The 23,279-nt window shown below is 68.2% G+C and carries 21 protein-coding genes; 11 read left to right on the top strand and 10 right to left on the bottom strand.

The annotated features are described in order from the left end of the window. Nucleotides 1-46 precede the first annotated feature (46 nt). Together VV02_RS24995 and VV02_RS24990 are read right to left on the bottom strand one after the other, a co-directional pair. Nucleotides 47-865, bottom strand: a complete 819-nt coding sequence (locus VV02_RS24995) for a pentapeptide repeat-containing protein (protein ID WP_083450418.1) — start codon at nt 863-865, stop codon at nt 47-49. Beyond that, nucleotides 862-3,306 (bottom strand): phosphoketolase family protein, encoded by a 2,445-nt coding sequence (locus tag VV02_RS24990; RefSeq protein WP_052596084.1) that lies wholly within the window; start codon nt 3,304-3,306, stop codon nt 862-864. Before VV02_RS24990 ends, VV02_RS24995 begins: the two co-directional genes overlap by 4 nt. Nucleotides 3,307-3,405: 99 nt before the next feature. On the opposite strand from VV02_RS24990, the gene VV02_RS24985 reads away from it, so the two are divergent. Then, on the top strand, nt 3,406-3,927 hold the full coding sequence (locus tag VV02_RS24985; RefSeq protein ID WP_052596082.1) for a hypothetical protein: 522 nt from the start codon (nt 3,406-3,408) through the stop codon (nt 3,925-3,927). Then, nucleotides 3,924-4,394, top strand: coding sequence for a group II truncated hemoglobin (locus VV02_RS24980; RefSeq protein WP_052596080.1), 471 nt, complete (start codon nt 3,924-3,926; stop codon nt 4,392-4,394). The genes VV02_RS24985 and VV02_RS24980 overlap by 4 nt, the downstream gene beginning before the upstream one ends. Before the next feature lie 3 nt (nt 4,395-4,397). On the opposite strand, the gene VV02_RS24975 is transcribed toward VV02_RS24980, so the two are convergent. Both VV02_RS24975 and VV02_RS24970 read right to left on the bottom strand, forming a co-directional pair. Beyond that, nucleotides 4,398-4,658, bottom strand: coding sequence for a Txe/YoeB family addiction module toxin (locus VV02_RS24975; RefSeq protein ID WP_052596079.1), 261 nt, complete (start codon nt 4,656-4,658; stop codon nt 4,398-4,400). After that, nucleotides 4,655-4,906, bottom strand: coding sequence for a type II toxin-antitoxin system Phd/YefM family antitoxin (locus VV02_RS24970; RefSeq protein WP_052596077.1), 252 nt, complete (start codon nt 4,904-4,906; stop codon nt 4,655-4,657). Before VV02_RS24970 ends, VV02_RS24975 begins: the two co-directional genes overlap by 4 nt. 86 nt (nt 4,907-4,992) lie before the next feature. Between VV02_RS24970 and aroQ the strand changes: the two genes are divergently transcribed. Further along, on the top strand, nt 4,993-5,430 hold the full coding sequence (gene aroQ, locus VV02_RS24965) for a type II 3-dehydroquinate dehydratase (protein ID WP_052596075.1): 438 nt from the start codon (nt 4,993-4,995) through the stop codon (nt 5,428-5,430). Between the two features lie 119 nt (nt 5,431-5,549). On the opposite strand, the gene VV02_RS24960 is transcribed toward aroQ, so the two are convergent. Next, nucleotides 5,550-6,176 carry a TetR/AcrR family transcriptional regulator gene (locus VV02_RS24960; protein ID WP_052596073.1) on the bottom strand — a complete coding sequence of 209 codons (627 nt, stop codon included), beginning with the start codon at nt 6,174-6,176 and terminating at the stop codon, nt 5,550-5,552. A gap of 154 nt (nt 6,177-6,330) precedes the next feature. On the opposite strand from VV02_RS24960, the gene VV02_RS24955 reads away from it, so the two are divergent. From VV02_RS24955 to VV02_RS24945, 3 genes are read left to right on the top strand one after another with little or no spacing between them, the layout of a single operon-like run. After that, complete coding sequence (locus VV02_RS24955) at nt 6,331-7,125, top strand: SDR family NAD(P)-dependent oxidoreductase (protein WP_052597544.1); 795 nt, start codon at nt 6,331-6,333, stop codon at nt 7,123-7,125. 9 nt (nt 7,126-7,134) lie between these two features. Continuing rightward, nucleotides 7,135-8,262 (top strand): DUF5938 domain-containing protein, encoded by a 1,128-nt coding sequence (locus VV02_RS24950; RefSeq protein WP_052596071.1) that lies wholly within the window; start codon nt 7,135-7,137, stop codon nt 8,260-8,262. Nucleotides 8,263-8,265: 3 nt separating this feature from the next. Continuing rightward, a complete protein-coding gene (locus VV02_RS24945) occupies nt 8,266-9,810 on the top strand; it encodes an AMP-binding protein (RefSeq protein ID WP_052596069.1) in 1,545 nt (514 codons plus the stop codon). Between the two features lie 77 nt (nt 9,811-9,887). Here VV02_RS24945 and VV02_RS24940 read toward each other — a convergent pair whose 3' ends face one another. Together VV02_RS24940 and VV02_RS24935 are read right to left on the bottom strand one after the other, a co-directional pair. Beyond that, nucleotides 9,888-11,261: an alkaline phosphatase PhoX gene (locus VV02_RS24940; protein ID WP_052596067.1), complete on the bottom strand. Its 1,374-nt coding sequence runs from the start codon at nt 11,259-11,261 to the stop codon at nt 9,888-9,890. 90 nt (nt 11,262-11,351) lie between these two features. Continuing rightward, the gene (locus VV02_RS24935; protein ID WP_052596065.1) at nt 11,352-12,425 is read right to left on the bottom strand and encodes an iron-siderophore ABC transporter substrate-binding protein; all 1,074 of its coding nucleotides are present in this window, start codon (nt 12,423-12,425) and stop codon (nt 11,352-11,354) included. A 104-nt stretch (nt 12,426-12,529) separates the two neighbouring features. On the opposite strand from VV02_RS24935, the gene VV02_RS24930 reads away from it, so the two are divergent. From VV02_RS24930 to VV02_RS24920, 3 genes are read left to right on the top strand one after another with little or no spacing between them, the layout of a single operon-like run. Further along, entirely contained in the window at nt 12,530-13,576 is a 1,047-nt protein-coding gene (locus VV02_RS24930) for a FecCD family ABC transporter permease (protein WP_052596063.1), read from the top strand. 41 nt (nt 13,577-13,617) lie between these two features. Beyond that, entirely contained in the window at nt 13,618-14,655 is a 1,038-nt protein-coding gene (locus VV02_RS24925; RefSeq protein WP_157063557.1) for a FecCD family ABC transporter permease, read from the top strand. Beyond that, nucleotides 14,652-15,482: an ABC transporter ATP-binding protein gene (locus tag VV02_RS24920; protein ID WP_052596059.1), complete on the top strand. Its 831-nt coding sequence runs from the start codon at nt 14,652-14,654 to the stop codon at nt 15,480-15,482. Before VV02_RS24925 ends, VV02_RS24920 begins: the two co-directional genes overlap by 4 nt. Here VV02_RS24920 and VV02_RS24915 read toward each other — a convergent pair. Together VV02_RS24915 and VV02_RS24910 are read right to left on the bottom strand one after the other, a co-directional pair. Further along, on the bottom strand, nt 15,479-16,876 hold the full coding sequence (locus tag VV02_RS24915) for a hypothetical protein (protein WP_052596058.1): 1,398 nt from the start codon (nt 16,874-16,876) through the stop codon (nt 15,479-15,481). The genes VV02_RS24920 and VV02_RS24915 overlap by 4 nt on opposite strands. 87 nt (nt 16,877-16,963) lie before the next feature. Then, on the bottom strand, nt 16,964-18,817 hold the full coding sequence (locus VV02_RS24910) for an acyl-CoA dehydrogenase (RefSeq protein WP_052596056.1): 1,854 nt from the start codon (nt 18,815-18,817) through the stop codon (nt 16,964-16,966). A gap of 154 nt (nt 18,818-18,971) precedes the next feature. On the opposite strand from VV02_RS24910, the gene VV02_RS24905 reads away from it, so the two are divergent. Continuing rightward, nucleotides 18,972-20,315, top strand: a complete 1,344-nt coding sequence (locus VV02_RS24905; RefSeq protein WP_052596054.1) for a bifunctional metallophosphatase/5'-nucleotidase — start codon at nt 18,972-18,974, stop codon at nt 20,313-20,315. A gap of 115 nt (nt 20,316-20,430) precedes the next feature. Beyond that, nucleotides 20,431-21,777: a bifunctional metallophosphatase/5'-nucleotidase gene (locus tag VV02_RS24900; RefSeq protein ID WP_052596053.1), complete on the top strand. Its 1,347-nt coding sequence runs from the start codon at nt 20,431-20,433 to the stop codon at nt 21,775-21,777. A gap of 21 nt (nt 21,778-21,798) precedes the next feature. Here VV02_RS24900 and VV02_RS24895 read toward each other — a convergent pair whose 3' ends face one another. Next, complete coding sequence (locus tag VV02_RS24895; protein ID WP_218917473.1) at nt 21,799-23,202, bottom strand: amidase; 1,404 nt, start codon at nt 23,200-23,202, stop codon at nt 21,799-21,801. Between the last annotated feature and the right edge of the window lie 77 nt (nt 23,203-23,279).

Below are 23,279 nucleotides of genomic sequence, written 5' to 3'. Positions count from 1 at the left end.
ACCAGGTGACCGCGCGCTCCAGGTCTCGATACGGCTCGTTCCTCGCCTACTCGACCAGCGAGTCTGGCCAGTGGGCGGGTCTGCCGCACCGCTCAGGTAGCCGAGTGGTGGCGTCGCCACGAGCCGAGTTGAGCTGGGACTGAAGGAGATACAAGGTGCCGCGCAGGTCCGCGCCACGTAGGTCGGCGTCTCTCAGGTCGGCACCCGTGACATCAGCGCCACTCAGGTCGACGCCCCTCAGGTCCGCTGCAACGAGCAACGCCCCACGCAGACTCGCGCCCCGCAGGTCCGTACGCCGGAGGTCGGCGCCCAGCAGATCGGCGCCTCTGTGGTCGGCGCCGTCGCGACGTACTGCGGCGCGCAGCACTGAGCTCGCCTGCTGGAGCAGAGGATTCACCTCGCCACGCAGCTGAGCGACGTCGAGCGCGACCACCTCAGCAGGAGGCCCGTCACCGAGCCGGTCCAGCCGAGCACGCTCTGCCTTCAGGGCCGCACGGAGCGTGCCCGAAGGTAGCAACAGGACCGATTCCGTGACGTACCAAAGAAGCTCGTGCAGATCCCGCATGACCGGAAACGCGTCGTACATCTGAGGAGCCGACCCCGATCGCCAGTCCACCCCGTCCTCGAAGGTCTCCTGTGACACCCGCTGCCCAGCGCCGAAGCAGTCGTACACCGTGCACCCGCGAAAGCCCAGGTCGGGCAGTCGCGAGTGCACGCCGCAGCGGAAGTCGGCGGCGAGGTTCGGGCACGGAGTACGCGCCGGCTTGTCGATCGCGAAGTCGACGGACGCCGCGAATGCCGGCACGACACAGCACAACCCGAAGCACTGCGAGCAGTCGGCACTCAGCTCCCGAGTGTCACTCACGCGAAGTCGGCGCTGGTGCCGCTGGTCGCCGCCGGGTCGCCGTCGACCTCCTCAGCCCACTTCCAGTCCTTGACCTCGGGGATGTCGTCGCCGTGCTCACGGGTCCACTCCTTAGCGCGCCGCCGGGCGTCGACCATGTTCTGTCGCAGCTGAGCCGCGCGGCTACCGAGCCCGGGCACGCGGTCGATGACGTCGATGACCAGGTGGTAGCGGTCGATGTCGTTCATCATCACCATGTCGAACGGTGTGGTGGTCGTGCCCTCCTCCTTGTAGCCGCGCACGTGCAGGTTGTCGTGGTTGGTGCGCCGGTAGGTCAGTCGGTGAATGAGCCACGGGTAGCCGTGGTAGGCGAAGATGACTGGCTTGTCCGTGGTGAAGAGTGTGTCGAAGTCGCGGTCGGACAGGCCGTGCGGATGCTCGCGCTCGTCCTGGAGCCGCATCAGGTCGACGACGTTGATGAAGCGAATCCGCAGCTCTGGCAGGTGTTCTCGCAGCATCGCAGTGGCCGCGAGCGCTTCGAGGGTGGGGATGTCGCCAGCCGAGGCGATGACGACCTCGGGGTCGCCCTCGTCGTTGCCCGCCCAGTCCCAGATGCCGACACCGCGGGCACAGTGGTCGGCGGCCTGCTCCGCGTCGAGCCAGTCGAACTGCGGCTGCTTGCCCGCGACCACGACGTTGACGTAGTGCTTGCTGGCCAGACAATGAGCCATCGTCGACAGCAGCGTGTTGGTGTCCGGCGGCAGGTAGACCCGGACGACCTCGGCCTTCTTGTTGACCACGTGGTCGATGAAGCCGGGATCCTGGTGGGAGAACCCGTTGTGATCCTGTCGCCAGACATGCGAGGTCAGAAGGTAGTTGAGCGATGACACGGGCGGACGCCAGTCGAGCTCGCGGGTGGTGTTGAGCCACTTCGCGTGCTGGTTGAACATCGAGTCGACGATGTGGATGAACGCCTCGTAGCAGGAGAACAACCCGTGCCGTCCGGTCAGGAGGTAGCCCTCGAGCCAGCCCTGGCAGGTGTGCTCCGACAGCATCTCCATGACGCGGCCGCTGTGCGCGAGGTGCTCGTCGACCGGGAGGATCTCGCCGGCGAAGACCTTGGTGGTCGCGTCGTAGACCGCACCCAGCCGGTTGGACTCCGTCTCGTCCGGACCGAACAACCTGAACGACTCCGGGTTGTCGCGCACGATGTCAGCGACCATCGCGCCGAAGACCTTGGTCGCCTCGTTCACCGATCCGCCGGGCGCCTTCACCGGGACGGCGTACTCGCGGAAGTCCTTGATCGTCAACGGCTTTCGGAGCAGGCCACCGTTGGCGTGCGGGTTGGCGCTCATCCGCCTGGTGCCGACGGGAGCCAGCGCGCGCACCGACTCCACGAGTCGCCCCTCGTCGTCGAAGAGCGAGCCCGGGTCGTACGACTCCAGCCACGTCTGGAGCTGCGCGCGGTGCTTGTCGTTAGTCCGGGTCTCGGACAGCGGCACCTGATGGGCGCGCCACGTGCCTTCGACCTGGACGCCGTCGACCTTGTCGGGTCCGGTCCAGCCTTTCGGCGTGACGAGCAGGATCATCGGCCACCGAGGACGCTCCGGCTGCTTGCGACGGAGCGACCTCTTGCCCGCACGTGCCTCGTCCTGGATGGCCCGGATGAGGTCGTGCGCCTGATCCATCGCGGCGGCCATCTGCTGGTGCACGTCGGCCGGGTCATCGCCTTCGACCGTGATGACCTCGTGCCCGTAGCCCTCAAGCAGGCTGATCAGCTCAGGCCGCGGAATGCGAGCAGGCACAGTCGGATTGGCGATCTTGTAGCCGTTGAGGTGGAGGATCGGCAGCACCACGCCGTCCACCGTCGGGTCGACGAACTTGTTGGCGTGCCATGAGGTCGCGAGGGGCCCGGTCTCGAACTCGCCGTCACCGACGACCGCTGCGACCACGAGGTCCGGGTTGTCCATGGCCGCGCCGTATGCGTGCGACAGGACGTAGCCGAGCTCGCCGCCCTCGTGGATGGATCCGGGCGTCTCCGGTGCGACGTGCGACGGGATGCCACCGGGGAACGAGAACTGGCGAAACAGCGCCTTCAAGCCATCGCCGTCATCGCCGATGCTCGGGTAGACCTCGCTGTACGTGCCCTCGAGGTACGCATTCGCCACGGCTGCGGGGCCACCGTGACCCGGGCCGGCGAGGAAGATCGCGTCGACGTCACGCTGACGGATCAGCCGGTTGAGGTGGGTGTAGATGAGGTTGAGGCCAGGGGTCGTACCCCAGTGCCCGAGCAGCCGAGGCTTGATGTCCTCCGCAGTCAGGTCACGCTCCAGCAGTGCGTTGTCGAGCAGGTAGATCTGCCCGACCGAGACGTAGTTGGCCGCGCGGAACCAGGCGTTGAGGCCGGCGAGCTCGGACTTCGACAGGGGCTTGGGCTTCGTCCTCGTACGCGAAGGCGTCATGGGTCCACCCTGCCCGCGGATCGCAACCGGGTCGAGGGCAAAAGGTCCCGCGAGCGGAAAGGTCTTGACTCCGTAATCATGTAAGCGTGTAATCAACACATGAGCGAAGTGAGCGGTTGGCTCGTCGGGCGGCTCCCCGACGAGTGGTTCGAGGGTGAGCCCGAGGTCTCTGTGGACCGGGACGAGATCGTCGTGGTCGGCGCACTGCCGGCCCCCGACGTACAGGACGAGGACGACGCTGCCACGCGAGGCGCGGAGGCGGGCCGGATCAAGCGATTCCGTGAGGACACCCGCCAGCAGCGGATGCGGATCGCGGACGAGGCCGAGCGTCGCTACGGCCGCAAGGTGGCCTGGGGTGCGCAGTGCGGTGAGACCCAACAGATCTTCACCAACATGTCGATCCCGGTGATGACGCGGCTGCGTCAGCCCGAGCGGCAGGTGCTTGACACGTTGGTCGACGCCGGCGTCGCGCGCTCGCGCTCCGAGGCGCTTGCCTGGTCGGTCCGTCTGGTCGCCGAGCACGAGGCCGACTGGATCAAGGAGCTGCAGGACGCGCTGTCAGCCGTGCACGACGTACGCCGGTCGGGCCCGGCCTTCCGGGCGAGTGGCCAGGCGTCGTGACCGAGGAGTCGACGACACCCACGCTGTACGACTGGGCAGGTGGCGGTGAGGCGCTCGAGCGCCTCACCGGCGTCTTCTACGACAAGGTCCTCAAGGACGACGTGATCGGGCCGCTCTTCGCGCACATGAGCCCGGATCATCCGCAGCACGTCGCGATCTGGCTCGGTGAGGTGTTCGGCGGGCCGGCCCGCTACACCGATGAGCTCGGCGGCTACCCGCAGATGCTGGCGCACCACATCGACAAGGGCATCACCGAGCCGCAGCGTCGACGGTGGGTGGACTTGCTCCTCGACAGTGCGGACGAGGCTGGCTTGCCGGCCGACCCGGAGTTCCGCGCCGCGTTCGTCGGCTACATCGAGTGGGGCACCCGCCTGGCGATGTCGAACTCCCAACCCGGGGCCGACGTCGTAGGCGAGGCGCCCGTCCCGCGCTGGGGCTGGGGCGTCGCACCGCCCTATCAACCCTGACGATCAACGGTCGTAGTGGTAACGACAGGCGGCAATGCGGATCTCGCCGCCCTCGATCTTGTAGATGAGGCGATGCTCGTCGGTGATGCGTCGCGACCAATATCCGGAGAAGCCGTGTTTCAGGGCCTCAGGTTTGCCGATGCCTTCGTTGCCGTTGCGGGCAACGTCCTTGATCAGCAGGTTGATCCGCTTGAGGACCTTGCGGTCCTGTGACTGCCACTCGATGTAGTCGTCCCAGGCAGACTCATCCCAGACGAGCTTCACTCCACGAGATCCTGCTCGGTGCCCGATCCACTCTCCAGCCGATCGATCGACGCAAGGAGGCGGCGAGCGTTCGCCGGGCTGCGCAGCAGGTAGGCGGTCTCCTTCAGTGACTCGTAGTCGTCCAGCGAGACCATCACGACGTCTTCGTGTCCGGCGCGCGTGATGATCACCTCCTCGCGGTCGTCGGTCACCGAGCTCAGGGTCTCGGCGTACTTTGCCCGTGACTCTGAGTAGCTCATCGTCCTCATAGCCGCACCTCCTCGCGTACAGAAAATTGTACGCCCGTGAGCGCGGCATCTGCAACGGCGCCTCACTCCCGGCCATACTTGGCCGCATGTCGTCGTTCGCCGTCCTCAACGGGCCCAACCTCAACCTGCTCGGCCAGCGCGAGCCCGAGACGTACGGCAGCACGACCCTTGCCGCGATCGAGGACTCCTGCGCCACGGTCGCGAAGGAGCTCGGCTGCGAGCTCACGTGGTTCCAGTCGAACCACGAGGGTGCGCTCGTCGACGAGATCCAGCGACTGGCCGCTGAGGGCGTCGACGGCATCATCATCAACGCCGCCGCCTACACCCACACCTCCGTCGCGATTCGCGACGCGCTCGCGACACTGGACGCACCGTTCGTCGAGGTGCACATCTCGAATGTCCATGCGCGAGAAGCGTTTCGGCACAACTCCTACCTGTCCGATCTCGCCTCAGGCGTGATCGTCGGGTGTGGGGTCCAGGGTTACGAGCTGGCCGTACGCCGCCTGGTCGCCCTGACCTCGTAGGCTCCGTCCCCGGCGCCCGAAGGCAGTCCCACCGCCAGATAACTGCGTCTCCCGAGTCCGACGTACTTGCAAGCCGGTCAGATTCAGGAGACGCAGTTATCTGGCGTGGGGCCAGTGGGTCAGGCGTCGCCGAACAACATCGGCAGTGCGTCGCTGGCCTGCGCCTTCAGCCAAGGCCCGGCCTCGGGGTCGCCGCATAGGTGACGCAGCAGGGCGCGCTCGAAGACGCCGTCCAGCATGGCGTACGCCGACGCTGAGCTCACGGCCACCGAGCGACCCGAGAGCTCGGCGTAGCGGGAGACCACGCGCCAGATCATCTGCTCCAGGCTCGCGTCGATGGCGAGCACTGCCGGGCGCAGCCGCTCCTCGAACATGCTCTGGGTCCGCAGGTCGTACCAGAGACGGTGCATCGGGGCCTCGTCGGTCATGGTCTCGACCAGCTTGTCGCCGAAGGCGCGAGCCAGGTCATCGGCACTGCTCGCGGACGCGACCACGTCGTCGTACCTGGTGACGCAGCGCGCCTTGTAGGTCTGGACGCCGTGCACGATTAGCTCGGTCTTGTCGCGGAAGTAGTAGTGCACGACGCCGTGGCTGAACGGTGAGTTGGCGGCGATCTCTCGCAGGCTCGTGCGCGCATAGCCGCGTTCGCCGAGGGTTTGCAGGGCCGATTCGGCCAGCTCGTCTCGCCGGGCGTCGTAGCGATCCGGCGACGGTGCACCGTCCTGCGGTGCCGTCGTGGTGGACATGGCGCGAGTGTACGGCGCTGCCTCCTTCCTCGGCGAGACCGTCTTGACGACTGGTCTGGACAGGTGGTCTTGACAAGTGTCAAGGCCACCTGTGAACCTGCTCACACGTCTTGCGGGCCGCAACGTGGCGGCCGGGCGCGACGAAGGAGCGGACATGGCATCGATGGACCTCAGGGGCCGGAAGGCCCTGGTCACCGGCGGAGCTCAAGGGCTCGGCGAAGGCATGGCAAGGGCGTTGGCCGCCGCCGGGGCGCAGGTGGTGATCGCGGATGTGCAGGACGAGGCCGGTGCGACGACGGCCAAGGATCTCGGCGAGGGGCACGGGTTCGTGCACCTCGACGTCTCGGACGACGCCAGCTGGGAGAGCGCGATCGGCGTGGCCGTCGACCGGCTCGGCGGTCTCGACATCCTGGTCAACAACGCGGGCATCGAGATCACCTCCCTGCTGGTCGACGTCAAGGCCGAGGACATCCGGCGCATGCTCGAGGTCAACGTGCTGGGCACCACCCTGGGCATCAAGCACGGGCTGCGTGCGATGCGACCGGACGGTGCCGCAGGCGCCGGCGGATCCATCATCAACATCGCCTCGGTGGCGGCGACGATCGCCTTCCCGGGCATCGCGGTCTACTCCGCGACCAAGTCAGCGGTGGACCGACTCACCAGAGTGGCGGCGATGGAGTCGGGCAAGCTCGGCTACGGCGTACGCGTGAACTGCGTCTACCCGGGTCTCGTGCCGACCGCGATGGGTGCCGGTCTGGCCAACGACGTGGCCGAGCTCGGCCTGTTTCCCTCGGCCGGCGATGCGGTCAACGCCGTGGTCGAGCTGACCCCGGGTGGACGACTCGGGACGGTGGAGGACATGGCCGACGCGGTCGTCTTCCTCGCCTCTGACCAGGCTCGATTCATCACCGGCGCCGGGCTTCCCGTCGACGGCGGAATGGGAATGTGAGGACACGGCATGAGTGAGAAGCCCGTCATCGTCTACGGCGCCTCCGGCTACACCGGCCGACTGGTGTGTGAGTACCTGCGCGAGTACAACGTGCCGTTCGTCGCGGCCGGGCGCAGCGAGGAAAAGCTGAAGGACTCGATGGAGGCCCACGTGGCCGGGATCGAGACCGCCGACTACGAGATCCAGACGGTGGATCATGACGTCGAGTCGCTGACCGCGCTCTTCCGAGGCGCATCGGTCGTCCTCAACACCGTGGGGCCGTTCTCCGAGCTCGGCCCGGCCGTGGTCGAGGCCTGCCTTGCGGCCGGCACCCACTACGCCGACACCACCGGCGAGCAGGACTGGCTAATCACCTGCGACGAGAAGTACGGCGCCGACTTCGCCGAGCAGAACTTGCTGCTCTCACCCGGTCTTGCCCAGATGTACACGACCGGTGAGATCGCGGCGCAGATCGCGCTGGAGAAGCCCGGACTCGACACGCTCGACATCGCCGTCTTCTGGGGCGGGAGCCCGACGATTGCCTCGACGCGCACGATTCTCGTCAACGCCGCCACCTCGGCCGCGCACTACCTGGAGCAGAACGCGTACGTCCCCTTCGATCCCGAGCAGGGTCTCGTCTCGCTGGTCGTGCCTGGGCAGCACGAGCTCGCGTTGTCGCTGCCCTGGGGTGGTACGTCCCACCCGGTGTGGTTCCGGCGTGACCCGCGGGTGGCCAACGTCAAGGCGCAGGGCGGCGTGTTCAACGCGGCCCTCATGAACGGCGTACCGCAGATCGTGGCGGCTGCGTTGGAGGCGACGAAGGACATGAACGACGCCGATCGAGACGCCGCACTCACCGCGACCGCCCGGCAGGTCATGGATCAGATGCCACCCCGTGAGAACCCACGCATCAACAAGTCGCTGGACTCGGTGCACGCCTCGGGCCCACTCGGACGGGCCCACTGCGTCATCCACGGCAACAGCAACTACAAGCAGACCGGGCTCCTCCAGGCCTATGCGGCGTACGCCCTCCTGCAGCAGCCGCCGAAGCGAATCGGCTTCGCGTCCGGGTGCCAGGCTTTCGGGCACCGAGAGCTGCTCGGTGTGCTGCGGACCTTCGGCCTGGTGTCCGAACCCGTTCTCACCGTTCAGGACTGAGCGATGCGTCTGGTCGACTACCTCGACAAGGGCGCATCGCTCGGACCGGACCGGCCGTGCCTCACGACGGACGGCGAGACCCTGTCGTACGCCGACGTCCAGCAGGTCTCTCGTCAGGTCGCCGGCGCGCTGAGGGCGGTCGGTGTCGATGACGGCGGGTCCGTCGCGATCCTGTCCGCCAACGATCCGATCGCGTTCGCGAGTGTCTTCGGGATCTCGCGTGCGGGTCTGGTCTGGTGCCCGGTCAATCCTCGCAACGAGGCTGCCGAGAACCAGGATCTGCTGGAACTGTTCGACTGCGAGCTGATGATCTTCCAGGCAGCCTTCGCGCCGCTGGTGGCGCAGATCCGCGACGCCCTGCCCCGCATACGTACGTGGGTCTGTCTCGATGCGACGGTCGACGGCTGTCTGACCTGGGCGCAATTCCTTGCGGCAGGCGAGGGTCAGGGCCGGCTGGACCACGAGGCGGTCGACGACCTCGCCATGATCGTCGGGACCGGCGGTACGACCGGCCGTCCCAAGGGGGTCATGCTCACCGGTACGAATCTGGAGACCATGTCGGCCATCACGCTCATGAGCTATCCGTTCCACGGCCGGCCGGTCTATCTGGCGCTCGCACCGCTCACGCACGCAGCGGGTGTGCTGTGTTTCCCGATCCTGGCGCTGGGCGGCGAGATCGTGGTCATGCGAAAACCGGATGTCGACCAGTTCCTCGAGCTGGTCGGACAGCACCGGGTGACGCACACCTTCCTGCCGCCGACCTTGATCTACATGGTGCTCAGCGCGAAGGGCCTGGCGACCGCGAATCTCTCGTCGTTGCAATGCTTTTGGTACGGCGCCGCGCCGATGTCCGCCACCCGGCTCGCGGAGGCGCTCGATCGCATCGGACCGGTCATGGCACAGCTGTTCGGCCAGACCGAGGCGCCGATGATGATCTCCACGATGGCGCCCGCGGACCACTTCAACGCGGACGGAACCGTTGCTACTGAACGCCTTTCGTCGGCCGGACAACCGTCACCGCTGGTGACCGTGGCGGTGATGGACGACGACGGGCAGATTCTCGGTTCGAGTGAGCGCGGCGAGATCGTGATCCGGTCATCGCTGGTGATGGCGGGCTACTACAAGAACGACGCAGCGACGGCCGAGGCGAGCCGCTACGGCTGGCACCACACCGGCGACATCGGCTACCTCGACGAGAACAACTGCCTCTTCATCGTCGACCGGGCCAAGGACATGATCATCAGCGGAGGGTTCAACGTGTACTCGACGGAGGTCGAGCAGGCGCTGATGCAGCATCCCGGTGTCCAGGACTGCGCCGTGATCGGCCTGCCCGACGACAAGTGGGGTGAACGCGTCGTCGCGGTTGCGCAGCTCCTGCCTGATCATCACGGCATCGACACCCGGGACCTGATCACCTTCGTGAAGGAGCGAATCGGGTCGGTCAAGGCGCCGAAGCAGGTCGAGATCTGGTCCGACCTGCCCCGTTCGAAGGTGGGCAAGGTACTGAAGGCCGACATCAAGGACACCCTGCGTCACCACGCCAGATAACTGCGTCTCCTGAATCCGACGTACTTGCAAGCCGGTCAGATTCAGGAGACGCAGTTATCTGGCCAAGGGCCAGTGGGTCAGCCGTGGCGACGCCAGGGGCCGGTGACGGCGAATGTCGTACCAGGTGTGTAGACGTTGAAGAACAACGTCTTCCCATCGGCCGAGAACGACACACCGGACAGCTCGCCCGTCTCACCCGGCGACAGCTCCTGCCGGTTGCGCGCGAACGTGAACGGCTCACCGTCGCGCGTCGTCCCGAGCAGGTAGTTCTCGCCGCTGGAGTCCTCGCACATCATCAGACCGCCGTAGGGCGACATACAGATGTTGTCCGGGCACTCGTACGTGTCGTCGGCGTCGGTGCCGTTGAAGATGATCTCGAGCGTGAGCTCGCGGCGGCGTGGGTCGTACTTCCAGACCTGGCCGTCGTGTGTCGCTGCAGAGCCGTCCTTGGGACGGGCGAACGAGGAGACGAAGTAGACGCAGCCGTCGACGTCGCCCCACCAGCAGCCCTCGAGCTTCTGGCCGCGCACGATCGGCTTCGCATAGTCCTGCGCGCGCACTGGCGTCGTCGCCGCGGTCGGGTCCGGCACGTCGAACCACTCGACACCCTTGAACGTCGTCCCGGGCTCGCGCACCAGGGACATGTCCGACAACCCCGGCGCGTGCATCGCCTGCAACGTGCCGCCGGCCCGGAGGCTGCCGTGACCGCCGCACGGCCGCTCGGGCAGGAACCGGTAGAACGAGCCGAGCGGCGCCCCCGAGAAGGCATCCTCCGTCTCGTAGACCACGCCCTTGCGCGGGTCGACCGCAACCGCCTCGTGCATGAACCGGCCCATGTCCTTGAGCGGCACCGGGTCGGCGTTGCGGCGGTTGTCGAACGGGTCGACCTCGAAGATCCAGCCGTGGTCCTTGGTGTAACCGTTGGTGCCGGCCCGGCCCTCGGTCTCCTCGCAGGTCAACCAGGTGTGCCACGGCGTGTGGCCGCCCGAGCAGTTGATCGCGGTGCCGCCGAGGCTGACGTACTCCTCGCGCGGGCGCAAGGACGCGTCGAGGACGAGGTTGGTCGTCCCGCCGCCGGCGCCCGGGTCGTACGTCGTCCGCAGCCCGTCCGTCGGGACGGTGTGGACCGCGTCGGGATAGTTCTCGTGGTTGCGGACCAGGTGCGTACGACTGTGCTTGGCTCCCCGCCGGGCGTCGAAGCTGCCCATGCCGTCGTGGCTGCCGGGTACGACGCCCTGACCAGACAGCAGCCGGTCGCCTTCGCGCGACAGGACCTGGTAGCGGAAGCCCTTGGGGAGGTCGAGGACTCCGGCCGGGTCGGGCACCAGCGGGCCGTAGCCCGTCGACGGCCCGGCCTGGACGGAGTGCAGCGCTTCGGCTCGTCCGGTCAGCGCGAGGGACAGGCCTGTCGCTCCGGTGGTGACGAGGAAGGTACGGCGGGACAGAGACATCGTTGGCTCCTCCGGTCGCGCGCAGCCGGTCCGGCCGCGGTCGGAGCCCTCGACGTTAACGGACGGTGAACAACAGGTGGCCGGAATGGATCAACCCCTCGGCGCCGGGACCGGCGTGCTGGTCTTGCCGTCGACGGCGGCGGCCAGCTGTGGCACATAGGTGTCCAGGAGGTACGGCAGGCTCAGCGGCGTCACGATGGTGAGGGCGGAGGCGTACGTCGCCGCGGGCGTCCCCTGCTTCTCCTCGTACGGGACGTAGATCGCGCGTCCCTCGCGCTGGGTGCGGGTCTGCTTCCAGAGGCCGCCGGTGGTCTTGTCCACCTTGGCCGCATCGTCCAGCCAGACGATCGCGTCGAGCTCGAGCTCGCGGGTCCGCTCGGTGCTGATGGTGCCGCCGAACTCCTTGCTGCCGCCGATCGTCTTGAACTTCTCCGGGAACGAGAAGCCCAGCTCCTTCAAGACCTGAGAGCGCGGGTCCTGCGGTCCGTAGATGTAGATGCCGTCGTACGCCGTCACGACCGCGGCCGACTTGCCCGCGAACTGCGGGTGAGACGCGCGCTCGGAGGCGAACCTCGTCCGGACGGCGCGGATCAGCTGCTCCGCGCGAGCCGGCTGCCCGACGGCCAGTCCGACGTTGCGCGCGTTGACGTCCCACGGGACGCCGTAGTCGACGTACTCCTTGGGCTGCGCGACGGTCGGTGCGATCTTGCTGAGCTTGTCGTACTCCGCAGCGGTGACACCGGCGTACTGCCCGATGATCAGATCCGGCTTGAGCGCGGCGATCTTCTCGACGGCGATGCCGTCAGCGGAGGGCAGGACGACCGGCGGAGTTGCCGAGCCGAGCTTCGACTGCACCCACGGGTAGATCTCGTGCGGGGCGGCCTTGAGCCACTCGGTGACGGCCACCGGCACGATGCCCAGGGCGAGCAGCATGTCCTGCTCGACGAGCCCGACGCAGACGACGCGCGTCGGCGCCTTCGTGAGCGTGGTCGAGCCGAACTTGTGCTTGATCGTGACGGGGAACGCCTTGGCCTCCGTGGCGGTGGCGGCCGCCTGGGAGGACGGGCCTGACGTGCCTTCGTCCGTCGCCCGACAAGCGGACAGCAGCCCGCCGACGGAGAGCGCGGAGGCGCTGAGCAGGAACGTGCGACGGGTGGTTTCCATGGGTCTCCTACGGACGAGCGAGCAGCTGGCCTAAGGTTAGGCTGCCCTAAAATCGTACGGGCTCTGTTCCGTGCACGTCCCACCGGTCGAGGTATTCACCACTGATGTCCGCCAGCACCGTCGAGGCTTCTCCGGCGACCCCTGAGCACGGCCGGCGTCAGCGTCAGGGTTCGCTGACCGGCCTTGCGTGGCTGGCGCTCGCCGTCGTCATCGTCGCCCTCCTCAGCCTGATGATCGGCAACAAGCTGCTCGCTCCCGGGCGGGTGGTCTCCGTCCTCGTCGACTCCGACGGCTCGGAGGCGGCCGCGATCATTCACGGTCTGCGACTGCCGCGGACGCTGCTGCTGATCGTCGTCGGAGCGGCACTCGGGGTGGCCGGCGCGCTCATGCAAGGTCACACCCGCAACCCGCTCGCCGACCCCGGCCTGCTGGGTGTCGAGGCCGGGGCATCGCTGGCCGTCGTGATCGGCATCTTCAGCTTCGGCATCAGCAGCGCCCTCGCGTACACCTGGTTCGCCATGGCCGGTGCCGGCCTCGCGGCGTGGTTGGTCTTCGCGATCGGCTCGACGCGCGGCGGGCCGAACCCGACGACGCTGGTGCTCGCGGGTTCTGCGGTCAGCGCGCTGGCCGCTGCGTTGACGAGTGCGATCGTGACCTCGGACGTGTCGACGCTGGACGACTACCGCTTCTGGGCCGTCGGGTCGGCGGCCGGGCGCGGGCTGGACGTCTTGTGGCAGGTGCTGCCGTTCATCGTCGTCGGGCTGGTGCTCGCCGCCGCGTCCGCTCCCGGCATCAACCTGCTCCAGCTCGGTGACGACGTCGCGGTGTCGTTGGGGATGAGCCCCGCCCGGCAGAAGGCGATGGGCATCAGCGCGATCATGCTGCTGAGCGGAGCGGCCGTCGCGGCCTGCGGACCGATCGTGTTCGTCGGTCTGGTCGTGCCACACGTCGCGCGGTACGTCGCCGGTCTCGACTACCGATGGCTCGTCCCGTACGCCGGCCTCATCGGTGCGTTGATCCTGACGGCTGCCGACATCGTGGGTCGCGTCGTGGCCGGCGGCCGAGAGCTCCAGGTCGGCATCGTGATGGCACTGATCGGTGGACCGGCCTTCGTCGTCCTCGTACGTCGGCGCAAGGCGGTGGCGTTGTGACAGACCTGGTGACGCGTGCCCGTACGCTCCCGGCAGCTCGCGTGGGCGCCACGTCCTGGCGGCTGCATCCTCGAGCGGCTGTGGTCGCCAGCGTCGCCGTCATCGTCCTGATCGTGGCCGTTGCTGCTGACCTGTCCATGGGCGATGTGATCGTCCCGCCGCTGGACGTCCTCGCGTCGTTGACCGGTCACGGGACGGCTGAGAGCGACTTCGTCGTCTACGACCTGCGCCTGCCGCAGACCACGGTCGCTGTGCTCTCCGGCGCCGCACTCGGACTGTCCGGTGCCTTGGTCCAGACGTTCGCCCGCAACCCGTTGGCCAGTCCGGACATCATCGGCATCAACGGGGGAGCGGCCGCCGGAGCGGTCGCGTTCATCGTCGTACGCGGCAGCTCTGAGGGCGCGCTGGCCACCGGATGGTTCGACCGGGCGGGCCTGCCGATCTGCGCATTCGCGGGCGCCATGGTCACTGCCCTGACGCTCTACATCCTGTCCTGGCGCAACGGCATCGATGGCCAACGGCTGGTGCTGATCGGGATCGGCGTCGGCTCCGCGCTCACCGCGGTGACGTCCTGGCTGCTGGTGACCGCGCGGCTGCAGTCGGCCGCCACCGCGCAGATCTGGCTCACCGGATCGCTCAACAACCGCGGCTGGATCGAGGCGGTGCCGATCTTGCTCGCGCTCGTCGTCTTCGTCCCGATCGTGCTGATCCTCGGTCCGACCCTTCATGCTCTGCAGCTCGGCGATGACAGCGCCGCCGGCCTGGGCGTACGACTGCAGCCGGCTCAGGTGGTGATCCTGCTGTCCGCCGTCTGCCTGGCTGCGGTGGCGGTGTCCGCGGTCGGTCCGTTGGGCTTCGTGGCGTTCGTCGCTCCGCAGATGGCCCGGCGGCTGACTCGGACGGCGCGACCGCCGCTGATCGGTTCGCTCCTGGTCGGCGCCACGCTGGTCGTGCTGGCCGACGTCGTGTCCCGAGCACTGCTGCCCAAGCCGCTCGCGGCCGGGATCGTGACCTCGTTGATCGGGGCGCCGTACTTCATCCTTCTGCTGCTGCGCTACAACCGAAAGGTGTCGGCATGACGACGACGTCCCGGCTCCGCGCCGAGTCCATCACCGTGGCGTACGACGACCGCGCCGTGGTCCATGACCTCACCCTGCAGATCCCGGACGGCAAGGTCACCTCGATCATCGGGCCCAACGGCTGCGGCAAGTCGACCCTGCTGCGAGCGCTCGCCCGTCTGCTCCCGACGACGAGCGGGCAGGTCCTTCTCGACGACGAGCCGATCGGTGACCAGCCGACCCGCGAGGTGGCCCGCCGGCTCTCGCTGCTGCCGCAGACTCCGGTCGCGCCCGAGGGGCTCCTGGTGCGCGACCTGGTCGCGCGTGGTCGACACCCGCACCAGAAGTGGTTCCGGCAGTGGTCCCCGGACGATGAGGCGACGGTCGATGAGGCCCTGGACTGGACCTCGGTGCGTGACCTCAAGGACCGTCCGCTCGAGTCCCTCTCAGGTGGGCAGCGGCAGCGGGCCTGGATCGCGATGACGCTCGCGCAGCACACCGATCTCGCGCTGCTCGACGAGCCCACGACCTACCTCGACCTGGCGCACCAGGTGGACGTCCTCAACCTGGTGACCCGCCTCAACCAGGAGCGCGGCCGGACGGTGGCGATGGTGCTGCACGACCTCAACCTGGCCGCTCGCTACAGCGACCTGATCGTGGTCATGCAGGACGGCCGCATCGTCGCGCAAGGCCCGCCTGAGGACGTGCTGACTGTCGAGCTGCTCCATCGAGTCTTCGGACTGGCCGCAGTGGTGCTGCCGGACCCGAGCTCCGGCTCACCGATCATCGTGCCGATCGCGTCCAAGGCGTCGGCGTCCAACTCGCTGGTTGAGCCGGCGAAGCGTTAACGGCTCGCCTGCACCCACGCCCGTTCGACCCGGGCGATGAGTGCGGCGTCTGCGCGGCCCGAGGGGTCGGCTTCGGCGACGAACTTCCGCTTCGACAGTCGTCCTATCCGGCGCAGCCTTCCGCCGTCGGGTTCGAGGCTCTCGTGGAGCACGATGTCTTCGTAGGTCGGCGGCAGTGCGGCGAAAGCGCGCAGCACTGCTGTCAGCTCGGCGTCCGGGATCGCCGCCTCCACCGACAACGAGCCACGGACCTCCGCGAGCTGGACCTGCGTCACGTGCGGTGCGTCGGCAGCAGCGGTGAACACCTTCTCGCCCTCAGGCTTGGCCCGCGCGTGAGTGCTGAACACGGCCTCCCCTTGCTGCCCGACATATTTGGGCGGGCGGCGAACCAGGTCGATCAACATGTAGTCATCACCCCAGTGCTTGCGCACCGCAGCCACCGCGCCGAGGTAGCCGGCCCGGTCACGTACCGTGATCCTGTCGATCTCCACCTTGTTCGAGTTGTCTTCCGCGCGCAGCTCGGTGACGCCAGGCACCGTGACGAGTGCGTCGAGCAATGTGCGCGCTCGGCCGGTGAACGCTCGTGAGAACAGGCTGTACGGTGCGCGCGCCGGTCCCCAGCCGATCTCCGGCCCGCTCAGCAGGGCGCCGTTCACCAGGCGAGGTAGCGAGGCGCGCAAGGTGTCGAGGCCAATGTCCTTGGGGCTGAAGTGAATTGCGGCCTTGAGCTCGGGCCCCTCGTACCAGCCAGTCGTGTGCGGGTAGCGCTTCTGCAGGTCGGCCAGGTGCTGCACGGCAGGCCGATCGAGCCGGAAGCCGAGCGACGGGCTGTGCGTCCACTCGATGCGAGTCGCACGCGACGGTGATTCCACCGCGTACCGCTCTCGTCCACCGCCTTGAGTGGCCGTGTCGAAGCCGAGCGCGACTGCCGCGACGACCGCATCCGGCGCCTTGACCACCACGTCGGGGTAGTCGCCGTACTCCGCGGAGGTCGCTCGTCCGTCGCGGCGCAGCCACAGCGCCCGCTCGACGTCCTCGGTCGTCTGCATCGTCGTCGCCGGATGGAACCGACCGCGAAAGCCGTTGATGTCGAGCTCGACCGGGGACGACTCGTGCTCGGTGTCGGCGAACCGACGGTCGTAGCCCTTGCCGATCTCACGCGTGAGCGCGCGCACGTCCTTGTCGGAGAGCCCCCGGGACATCGTCAGCACGATCCGCTCGTCCTTCGAGTCCTCCTCATACGGAGCAGTGGTGAGAGCGGCCACGCCCTTCAGCCGGCGGAGCCACTTCTTGCCATCGGCGACCTTGTCCTCCGGTGACTTCGAGCAGCCCGTGACCAGGCTGGCTCCGACAGCGGCCGCGGCGATGCCGAGCTGCCGACGGCTGAGCGTCATCGGAGTCCTGTCTGCGCACATGGTCCTGGGACGCGCGCGTTCGGCCGCGCGCTCCCCAGGACCCTAGCCAGGGCGTACGTCAGGAGTTCAGAACGCGGACTCGTCCAGCTCCATCAGCTCGAGGTTGACGCTCTCGGCGATGGCGCGGTCGGACGCGAGGCGCGGCAGCACGGTCTGGGCGAAGAACTTCGCCGCGGCGACCTTGCCGGTGTAGAACGCCTCGTCCTTGCCGGCGTCGCCCGCGTCGAGGCGAGCCTGCGCGACCTCGGCCTGGCGCAGCAGCAGCCAGCCGATGACGACGTCACCCGCACCGAGCAGCAGGCGGACCGAGTTGAGGCCGACCTTGTAGGCCTCCTTCGGGTCCTCCAGCGCGCCCATGGCGTGCCCACCCATGACCTCCAGGATGCCCTGGAAGTTGTCGACGGCCTGGCCGAGCAGCTCGCGCTCGCCGGCCAGCGTGTCGTCGGTGCCGCCGTTCTTGACCGTCTCGGCGATCTGCTGGGCGAGCCAGCCGATGGCCTGGCCCTGGTCCTTGATGATCTTGCGGAAGAAGAAGTCCAGGGACTGGATCGCGGTCGTGCCCTCGTACAGCGTGTCGATCTTGGCGTCGCGCACGTACTGCTCGATCGGGTACTCCTGCAGGAAGCCGGAGCCACCGAACGTCTGCAGCGACTCGGTGCCGAGCAGCACCCAGGCGCGCTCGGAGCCGACACCCTTGACGATCGGGAGGAGCAGGTCGTTGACCCGGTTCGCCAGCGCGGCGGGCGAGTCGTTCGCGATGTCCTCGACACCGGTCTTGAGCTGCTCCGTGTCGACCGTGTCCTGCTGCGTCGCGGTGAAGATGACGAGCGCGCGCAGACCCTCGGCGTACGCCTTCTGGGTCATCAGCGAACGACGTACGTCTGGGTGGTGGGTGATCGTGACACGCGGTGCGTCCTTGGCCGGCGTGGTCATGTCGGCGCCCTGCACGCGCTGCTTGGCGTAGTCGAGCGCGTTGAGGTAGCCGGTCGAGAGCGTGGCAATTGCCTTGGTACCAACCAGCATTCGCGCGTGCTCGATGACGCGGAACATCTGGGCGATGCCGTTGTGCTCGCCGCCGAACAGCGTGCCGGTAGCCGGCTCCTTCTCGCCGAAGGTGACCTCACAGGTGGTGGAGACCTTCAGGCCCATCTTGTGCTCGACGTTGGTGACGTAGGCACCGTTGCGCTCGCCCAGCTCACCGGTCTCGAGGTCGACGTGGAACTTCGGGATCACGAACAGCGACAGGCCCTTGGTGCCGGCGACTGCGCCGTCGGGGCGAGCCAGCACGAAGTGGACGACGTTGTCGACCATGTCGGACTCGGCCGAGGTGATGAAGCGCTTGACGCCCTGCACGTTCCAGGTGCCGTCGTCGTTCTGGCTGGCCTTGGTGCGGCCGGCGCCGACGTCCGAGCCGGCATCCGGCTCGGTCAGGACCATCGTGCAGTGCCAGTCCTTCTCGATGATCCATCGGGCGAGCTTCTTCTGCTCGTCGGTGCCGAGGACGTAGAGGAGCTTGGCGAAGGAGTACGACGCGGCGTACATCGCGATGGCCGGGTTCGCGCCCAGGACCATCTCGTTCATGGCCCACTTCAGCGAGGGCGGTACGACGGTGCCGTCGAGCTCGGCCGGGACGTCGACGTTCCAGAATCCGGACTCGCGGTACGCGGCGTAGCTCTTCTTGAAGCTCTCGGGGATCTTCACCGAGTGCGTCTCAGGGTCGAAGACCGGCGGGTTGCGGTCGGCGTCGTCGAACGAGGCGGCGAGGTCGTTCTCCGCCAGCACCGCGACCTGCTTCAGCATCTCGCGCGCTGTGTCGGCGTCGACGTCCTCGTACGGGCCCTGGCCCAGGACGGCCCCGCGGCCGAAGACCTCGAACAGGTTGAACTCGAGGTCGCGGACGTTGCTCTTGTAGTGACCCATGCTGTGGCCCCTTCCAAATCCCTAAGTTACTCGCTAGTAATACATTCTCCTACTTGCGAGTAGCGGAGGCAAACCAGGGTTCACGATTCGGAGTCCACTGTCAGCCAGGCGCGGCAGGTAGCGTGCTCCGCGGGAACCATATGGAGGGGGTCCATTGCCCACGCTCGAGCTGCTGCACTGGAACGACGTCCACGGCCGCTACGACTCGTTGGCGCGGCTCAGCGCCTACGCCAAGACGCTGCGCTCGCGCGCAGATCACGCGACCCTGCTGCTTGACTGCGGGGACATCGAAGAGGCGACGGTCCGGGTCTCGGCCCTGTCGTACGGCGTCTCCGGCTGGCGGGTGCTGCGCGCCTGCGGCGTCGATGTCGCTGTCACCGGCAACGGCGGACTGCTGCGCTACGGCCCGATGCTGCTGCCGCGCTACGCCGAGTCGCTCGGCAGTCCGCTCCTGCTCGCCAACGTCACCATGCACGGCGACGTCCCGCAGGGTGCGGCGCGCTCGCGGATGCTGCAGGCCGGCGAGTTGAAGGTCGGCGTGATCGGGGTGACCGGGTGGCTGCCGGCGTACGGCGACTTCGGGCTCGAGCGACACGCCACCGAGGGCGTGGTCCGCGAGGAGGCCGAGGGCCTGCGCTCGCGAGGTGCGGATGTCGTCGTACTCCTCAGCCACTGCGGCGTCGAGAAGGATCGCGAAGCGGCGTCACGACTGACCGGCGTGGTCGACGTCATCGTCGGCGGCCGGACGCATCTCGTGCTCCCGGAGGGCGACCGCGACCACGGGGTGCCCGTCGCGCAGGCCGGTCAGTACGCCGAGCACCTCGGCCGGATTCGGCTCGACGTCGATGACGCAGGTCGCGTCTCGGTGCCGTCGATCGCGGTGGAGCGGGTGTCGGAGGAAGCACCGCAGGACCCGGAGGTGCTCGCGGTCGTACAGGAGTGTGAGCGCGACCTCGAGGCCTGGTTGGCGGAGCCGGTCGCGACCCTGCCGAGGGCGTTCGGGCACTCCGAGACCGGCCACTCCGAGGTCGCTCAGCTGGTCGCACACGCGCTGCTCGAGTACATCCCCGGCGACCTGTCCATGGTGCTCGCCGCGCGCTGCACCGCCGGGCTGCCGTCCGGGCGAGTGACGCGCGGAGACGTGTGGGCGGCGACCTCGTCGCCGGCCAACCCGACGACGGCGACCATGCTGGGCTCGCATCTGCGGTCCGTGCTCCTCAAGGGCCGGTCCCAGGAGTACGCGATGACCCGGTCGGACGTGTTCCGTGGGCGGCCGTACGGCCAGCTCCACCTGGCCAGTGCGGAGGTCGCGGGCGAGACGGTCATGGTGAGGGACGAGCCGTTGGACGACCAGCGCATCTACCGCGTCGTCTCGACCGACGTCGAGCTCGGGCGCTGGGGCCGTCTCGTGGGGCAAATTCCGGACGACCTGGTCATCCACACGCCGACGATCGTGCCGGAGTTCCTCGAGGCCTACCTGCGGGCGACCTACCCCTGAGTCGTCTCTCGGTGAATACCCTTGTGCTGCAACGGTATTGCTGAGATTGCCCGTCTGACCCTTCGCGTCCGAGTACGGTCGCACCATCGACATCGGGGTCAGAGGGGACACCTGCGTGAGCACGCTCGAGCTACTTCATTGGAACGACATCCACGGCCGCTACGACGCATTGGCGCGGCTGAGCACGCAGGCGAACGGGATACGGAAGCAGGCCGATCATCCGGTGCTGCTCCTCGACGGCGGGGACGTCGAAGAAGCGAGCGTCCGGGTGTCGGCGTTGTCGTACGGCGCGGCCGGGTGGCGAGTGCTGCAGGCGTGCGCGGTCGACGCGGCTGTCGTCGGCAACGGCGGCATGCTGCGTTACGGCCCCGGCTTGCTGCCGCGATACGCCGACGGGCTGGGCAGCTCGCCCCTGGTGTGCAATGTCAGCCTCGATGGTGAGGTTCCGGTCGGCGCATCGCCGTCGGCCATGCTCAAGGCAGGGGAGCTGTCGATCGGAGTCATCGGGGCGACCGCCTGGATTCCGTCGTACGCCGCCTTCGGGCTCGTGCGTCTCGGTACGGCCGAGGCGGTTCTCGCCGAGGCGCAACAGCTGCGTGCTGATGGGGCCGACGTCGTGATCCTGCTCAGCCATTGCGGGATCGATGAGGATCGTGAGGTGGCGGCCGAGCTCGTCGGTGCTGTGGACGTCATCGTGGGCGGACACTCGCACACGCTCTTGCCCGACGGTGACCGTGAGCATGGCGTGCCGATCGCCCAGGCCGGGCAGTTCGGCGAGCATCTGGGCCGCGTCGTCCTCGACATCGCCAACGGCCAGGTCAGTATCCGTTCGATGAACGCGGATGCGGTGCCGGAAGAGACGCCCGTCGACCCTGCCGTGCTGACGACCGTCGACAGGTGCGAGCGCGACCTGGACGCCTGGCTCGTCGAGCCGGTGGCTCAGCTGCCCAGGGGCTACGGATTCTCCGAGACCGGACACTCCGAGGTCGCCGCGCTCGTCGCCGAGGCGCTGCTCGCACACACGCCAGGTGACTTCGCTGCCGTCCTCGCCGCGCAGTGCGAGGGACCGTTGGACGACGGCACGGTCACCCGCGGTCAGGTCTGGGCGGCCACGTCGTCACCAGGCAACCCGACGACCGCCACCCTGACCGGGGCGCAGGTGCGCGCGATGCTGACGAAGGCCGTCTCCAAGGACTACATCAGCACCGTGACCCGCATCTTCCGTGGGCGACCGTTCGGGCGGCTGCACCTGGCCGGCGCAGCGGTCGATGGCGAGGTCATCACGGTTGGCGGCGAGCCGCTGGTCGACGACCGCAGCTATCGCGTCGTCGGCACCGATGTCGAGCTGAGCACCTACGGCCGCCTGGTCGGTGAAGACCCGGACGACCTGACCATCCTGGTGCCCACGATCATCCCGGAGTTCTTGGAGGAGTACCTCACAGCGACCTACCCCGTGAGCTGACGGCGCGCGTACGCAGCCGAATCAGCTGTCGTACGAACGCCAGTCGACCGTTGCACCTGCGGGGCGGTGCTGCTCGTACCAGCTGGCGGCGGCCAGGGCGCCGACGTCGTCGAACCGGCGCCCGCTCAGCTGTAGGCCGATGGGTCGCCCGTCGTCGGTGAAGCCGGCGTTGACGGTCGCGGCCGGCTGACCCGACATGTTGTAGGGCGCGGTGAACCCGATGTGGGCCATGCCCTCGTCGGTCTCGCCCCATGGCATCGGCCACTCTGCGGGGAACGCCGCCATCGGCGCGACCGGCGAGAGCACGACGTCGAACGGCTGCGTCGCGGCGACCGTGCGCTCGCGGATGCGGTTGATCGAGCCGTAGCACTCCATCAGTCGGGTGCCCGGCGTGTCCTTCGCGGAGGTGACCCAGCGTTGGATGAACGGGAGGACTCGGGACCTCGCGCTCTCGTCGAGAGCCGCGAAGTCGACGTACGACCGCGCTCGCCAGAACAGGTCTAGGTCGGCCAGCAGCTCGGGCGTCATCCACGGATCGAGCCGTACGACGGTCGCACCGGCCTCCCTGAACGCGTCGGCGGCGTTGTCGATGGCTTGCCGCACCTGGGTGTCGGTCGGGATGCCGCAGCCGGCGTCGGCGAGGACGGCCACACGCGCGCGGCACGGGTCGAAACCTGTTGTCTGCCAGTCTGATTCGAGGGGCGGAAGGCTGGCCCAGTCGCGCGGGTCGGGCTGCGAGATGACGCGCATGAGGGCGGCTGCATCGTCGATCGTGCGGGTGAGAGGGCCCGCTGCACGCCCGAGGTAGGGGTTGTCGAGGGGTACGCGACCGTCGCTCGGCTTGAGGGTGGCGAGGCCGAGCCAGGTGCCAGGCAAGCGGATCGAGCCGCCGATGTCGGTGCCCACGTGCAGTGGGCCGTAGCCACCGGCCGCGGCAGCGCCGGCCCCCGAGCTCGAACCGCCGGTCGTCCAGGCCGGGTTGAGCGGGCTGCGGGTGATGCCGTGCCGGCTGGAGACACCGGAGGAGAGCATGCCCCAGTCGGGCATCACGGTGGAGCCCAGGATGATGGCGCCTGCCTCTTCGAGGCGGTCGGTGATGGGCGCGTTCTGGGTGGGCTCGACCGGCGTTACACCGGCATTGCCGGCGGGCATGGGGACGCCGCGGCGCGCGATGTTCTCCTTCAGCGTGACCGGCACTCCGTCGAGCGGCCCGCGGGCGGCACCGTCCGCCCAGCGCTGCGCGGACTCGCCTGCGGCCGCCTTCGAGGCCACGGCGTCGTGCTGCCAGAAGGCGTTGAGGGTGGGTTCGCGACGAGCGATGACCGACTGGACCGCGTCGTGCACCTCGGTCGGGGAGAAGTCGCGAGCGGCGTACCCCTGCGACATCTCGGTTGCGGACAGCCAGGCGAGTCGTTCGTCAGTCACCCGTCCATCATGACGCGCGCGACCGAGTCTCCCCGCCGGTCACCGGGTTTCGACTCGGACTCGCGCCAGGGCGCTCG

This window comes from Luteipulveratus mongoliensis (genome assembly GCF_001190945.1).
GTDB lineage: Bacteria > Actinomycetota > Actinomycetes > Actinomycetales > Dermatophilaceae > Luteipulveratus > Luteipulveratus mongoliensis.
The sequence above is the reverse complement of the archived record's forward strand: the minus strand, read 5'-3'. Positions and strand labels throughout refer to the sequence as shown.

Bases quoted from the DNA above. Each gene is read 5' to 3' on its own strand.
- VV02_RS24990 (WP_052596084.1), bottom strand. From the start codon at position 3,306: ATGACGCCTTCGCGTACGAGGACGAAGCCCAAGCCCCTGTCGAAGTCC.
- VV02_RS24985 (WP_052596082.1), top strand. From the start codon at position 3,406: ATGAGCGAAGTGAGCGGTTGGCTCGTCGGGCGGCTCCCCGACGAGTGG.
- VV02_RS24970 (WP_052596077.1), bottom strand. From the start codon at position 4,906: ATGAGGACGATGAGCTACTCAGAGTCACGGGCAAAGTACGCCGAGACC.
- aroQ (WP_052596075.1), top strand. From the start codon at position 4,993: ATGTCGTCGTTCGCCGTCCTCAACGGGCCCAACCTCAACCTGCTCGGC.
- VV02_RS24960 (WP_052596073.1), bottom strand. From the start codon at position 6,176: ATGTCCACCACGACGGCACCGCAGGACGGTGCACCGTCGCCGGATCGC.
- VV02_RS24955 (WP_052597544.1), top strand. From the start codon at position 6,331: ATGGCATCGATGGACCTCAGGGGCCGGAAGGCCCTGGTCACCGGCGGA.
- VV02_RS24950 (WP_052596071.1), top strand. From the start codon at position 7,135: ATGAGTGAGAAGCCCGTCATCGTCTACGGCGCCTCCGGCTACACCGGC.
- VV02_RS24945 (WP_052596069.1), top strand. From the start codon at position 8,266: ATGCGTCTGGTCGACTACCTCGACAAGGGCGCATCGCTCGGACCGGAC.
- VV02_RS24940 (WP_052596067.1), bottom strand. From the start codon at position 11,261: ATGTCTCTGTCCCGCCGTACCTTCCTCGTCACCACCGGAGCGACAGGC.
- VV02_RS24935 (WP_052596065.1), bottom strand. From the start codon at position 12,425: ATGGAAACCACCCGTCGCACGTTCCTGCTCAGCGCCTCCGCGCTCTCC.
- VV02_RS24930 (WP_052596063.1), top strand. From the start codon at position 12,530: ATGTCCGCCAGCACCGTCGAGGCTTCTCCGGCGACCCCTGAGCACGGC.
- VV02_RS24920 (WP_052596059.1), top strand. From the start codon at position 14,652: ATGACGACGACGTCCCGGCTCCGCGCCGAGTCCATCACCGTGGCGTAC.
- VV02_RS24915 (WP_052596058.1), bottom strand. From the start codon at position 16,876: ATGACGCTCAGCCGTCGGCAGCTCGGCATCGCCGCGGCCGCTGTCGGA.
- VV02_RS24910 (WP_052596056.1), bottom strand. From the start codon at position 18,817: ATGGGTCACTACAAGAGCAACGTCCGCGACCTCGAGTTCAACCTGTTC.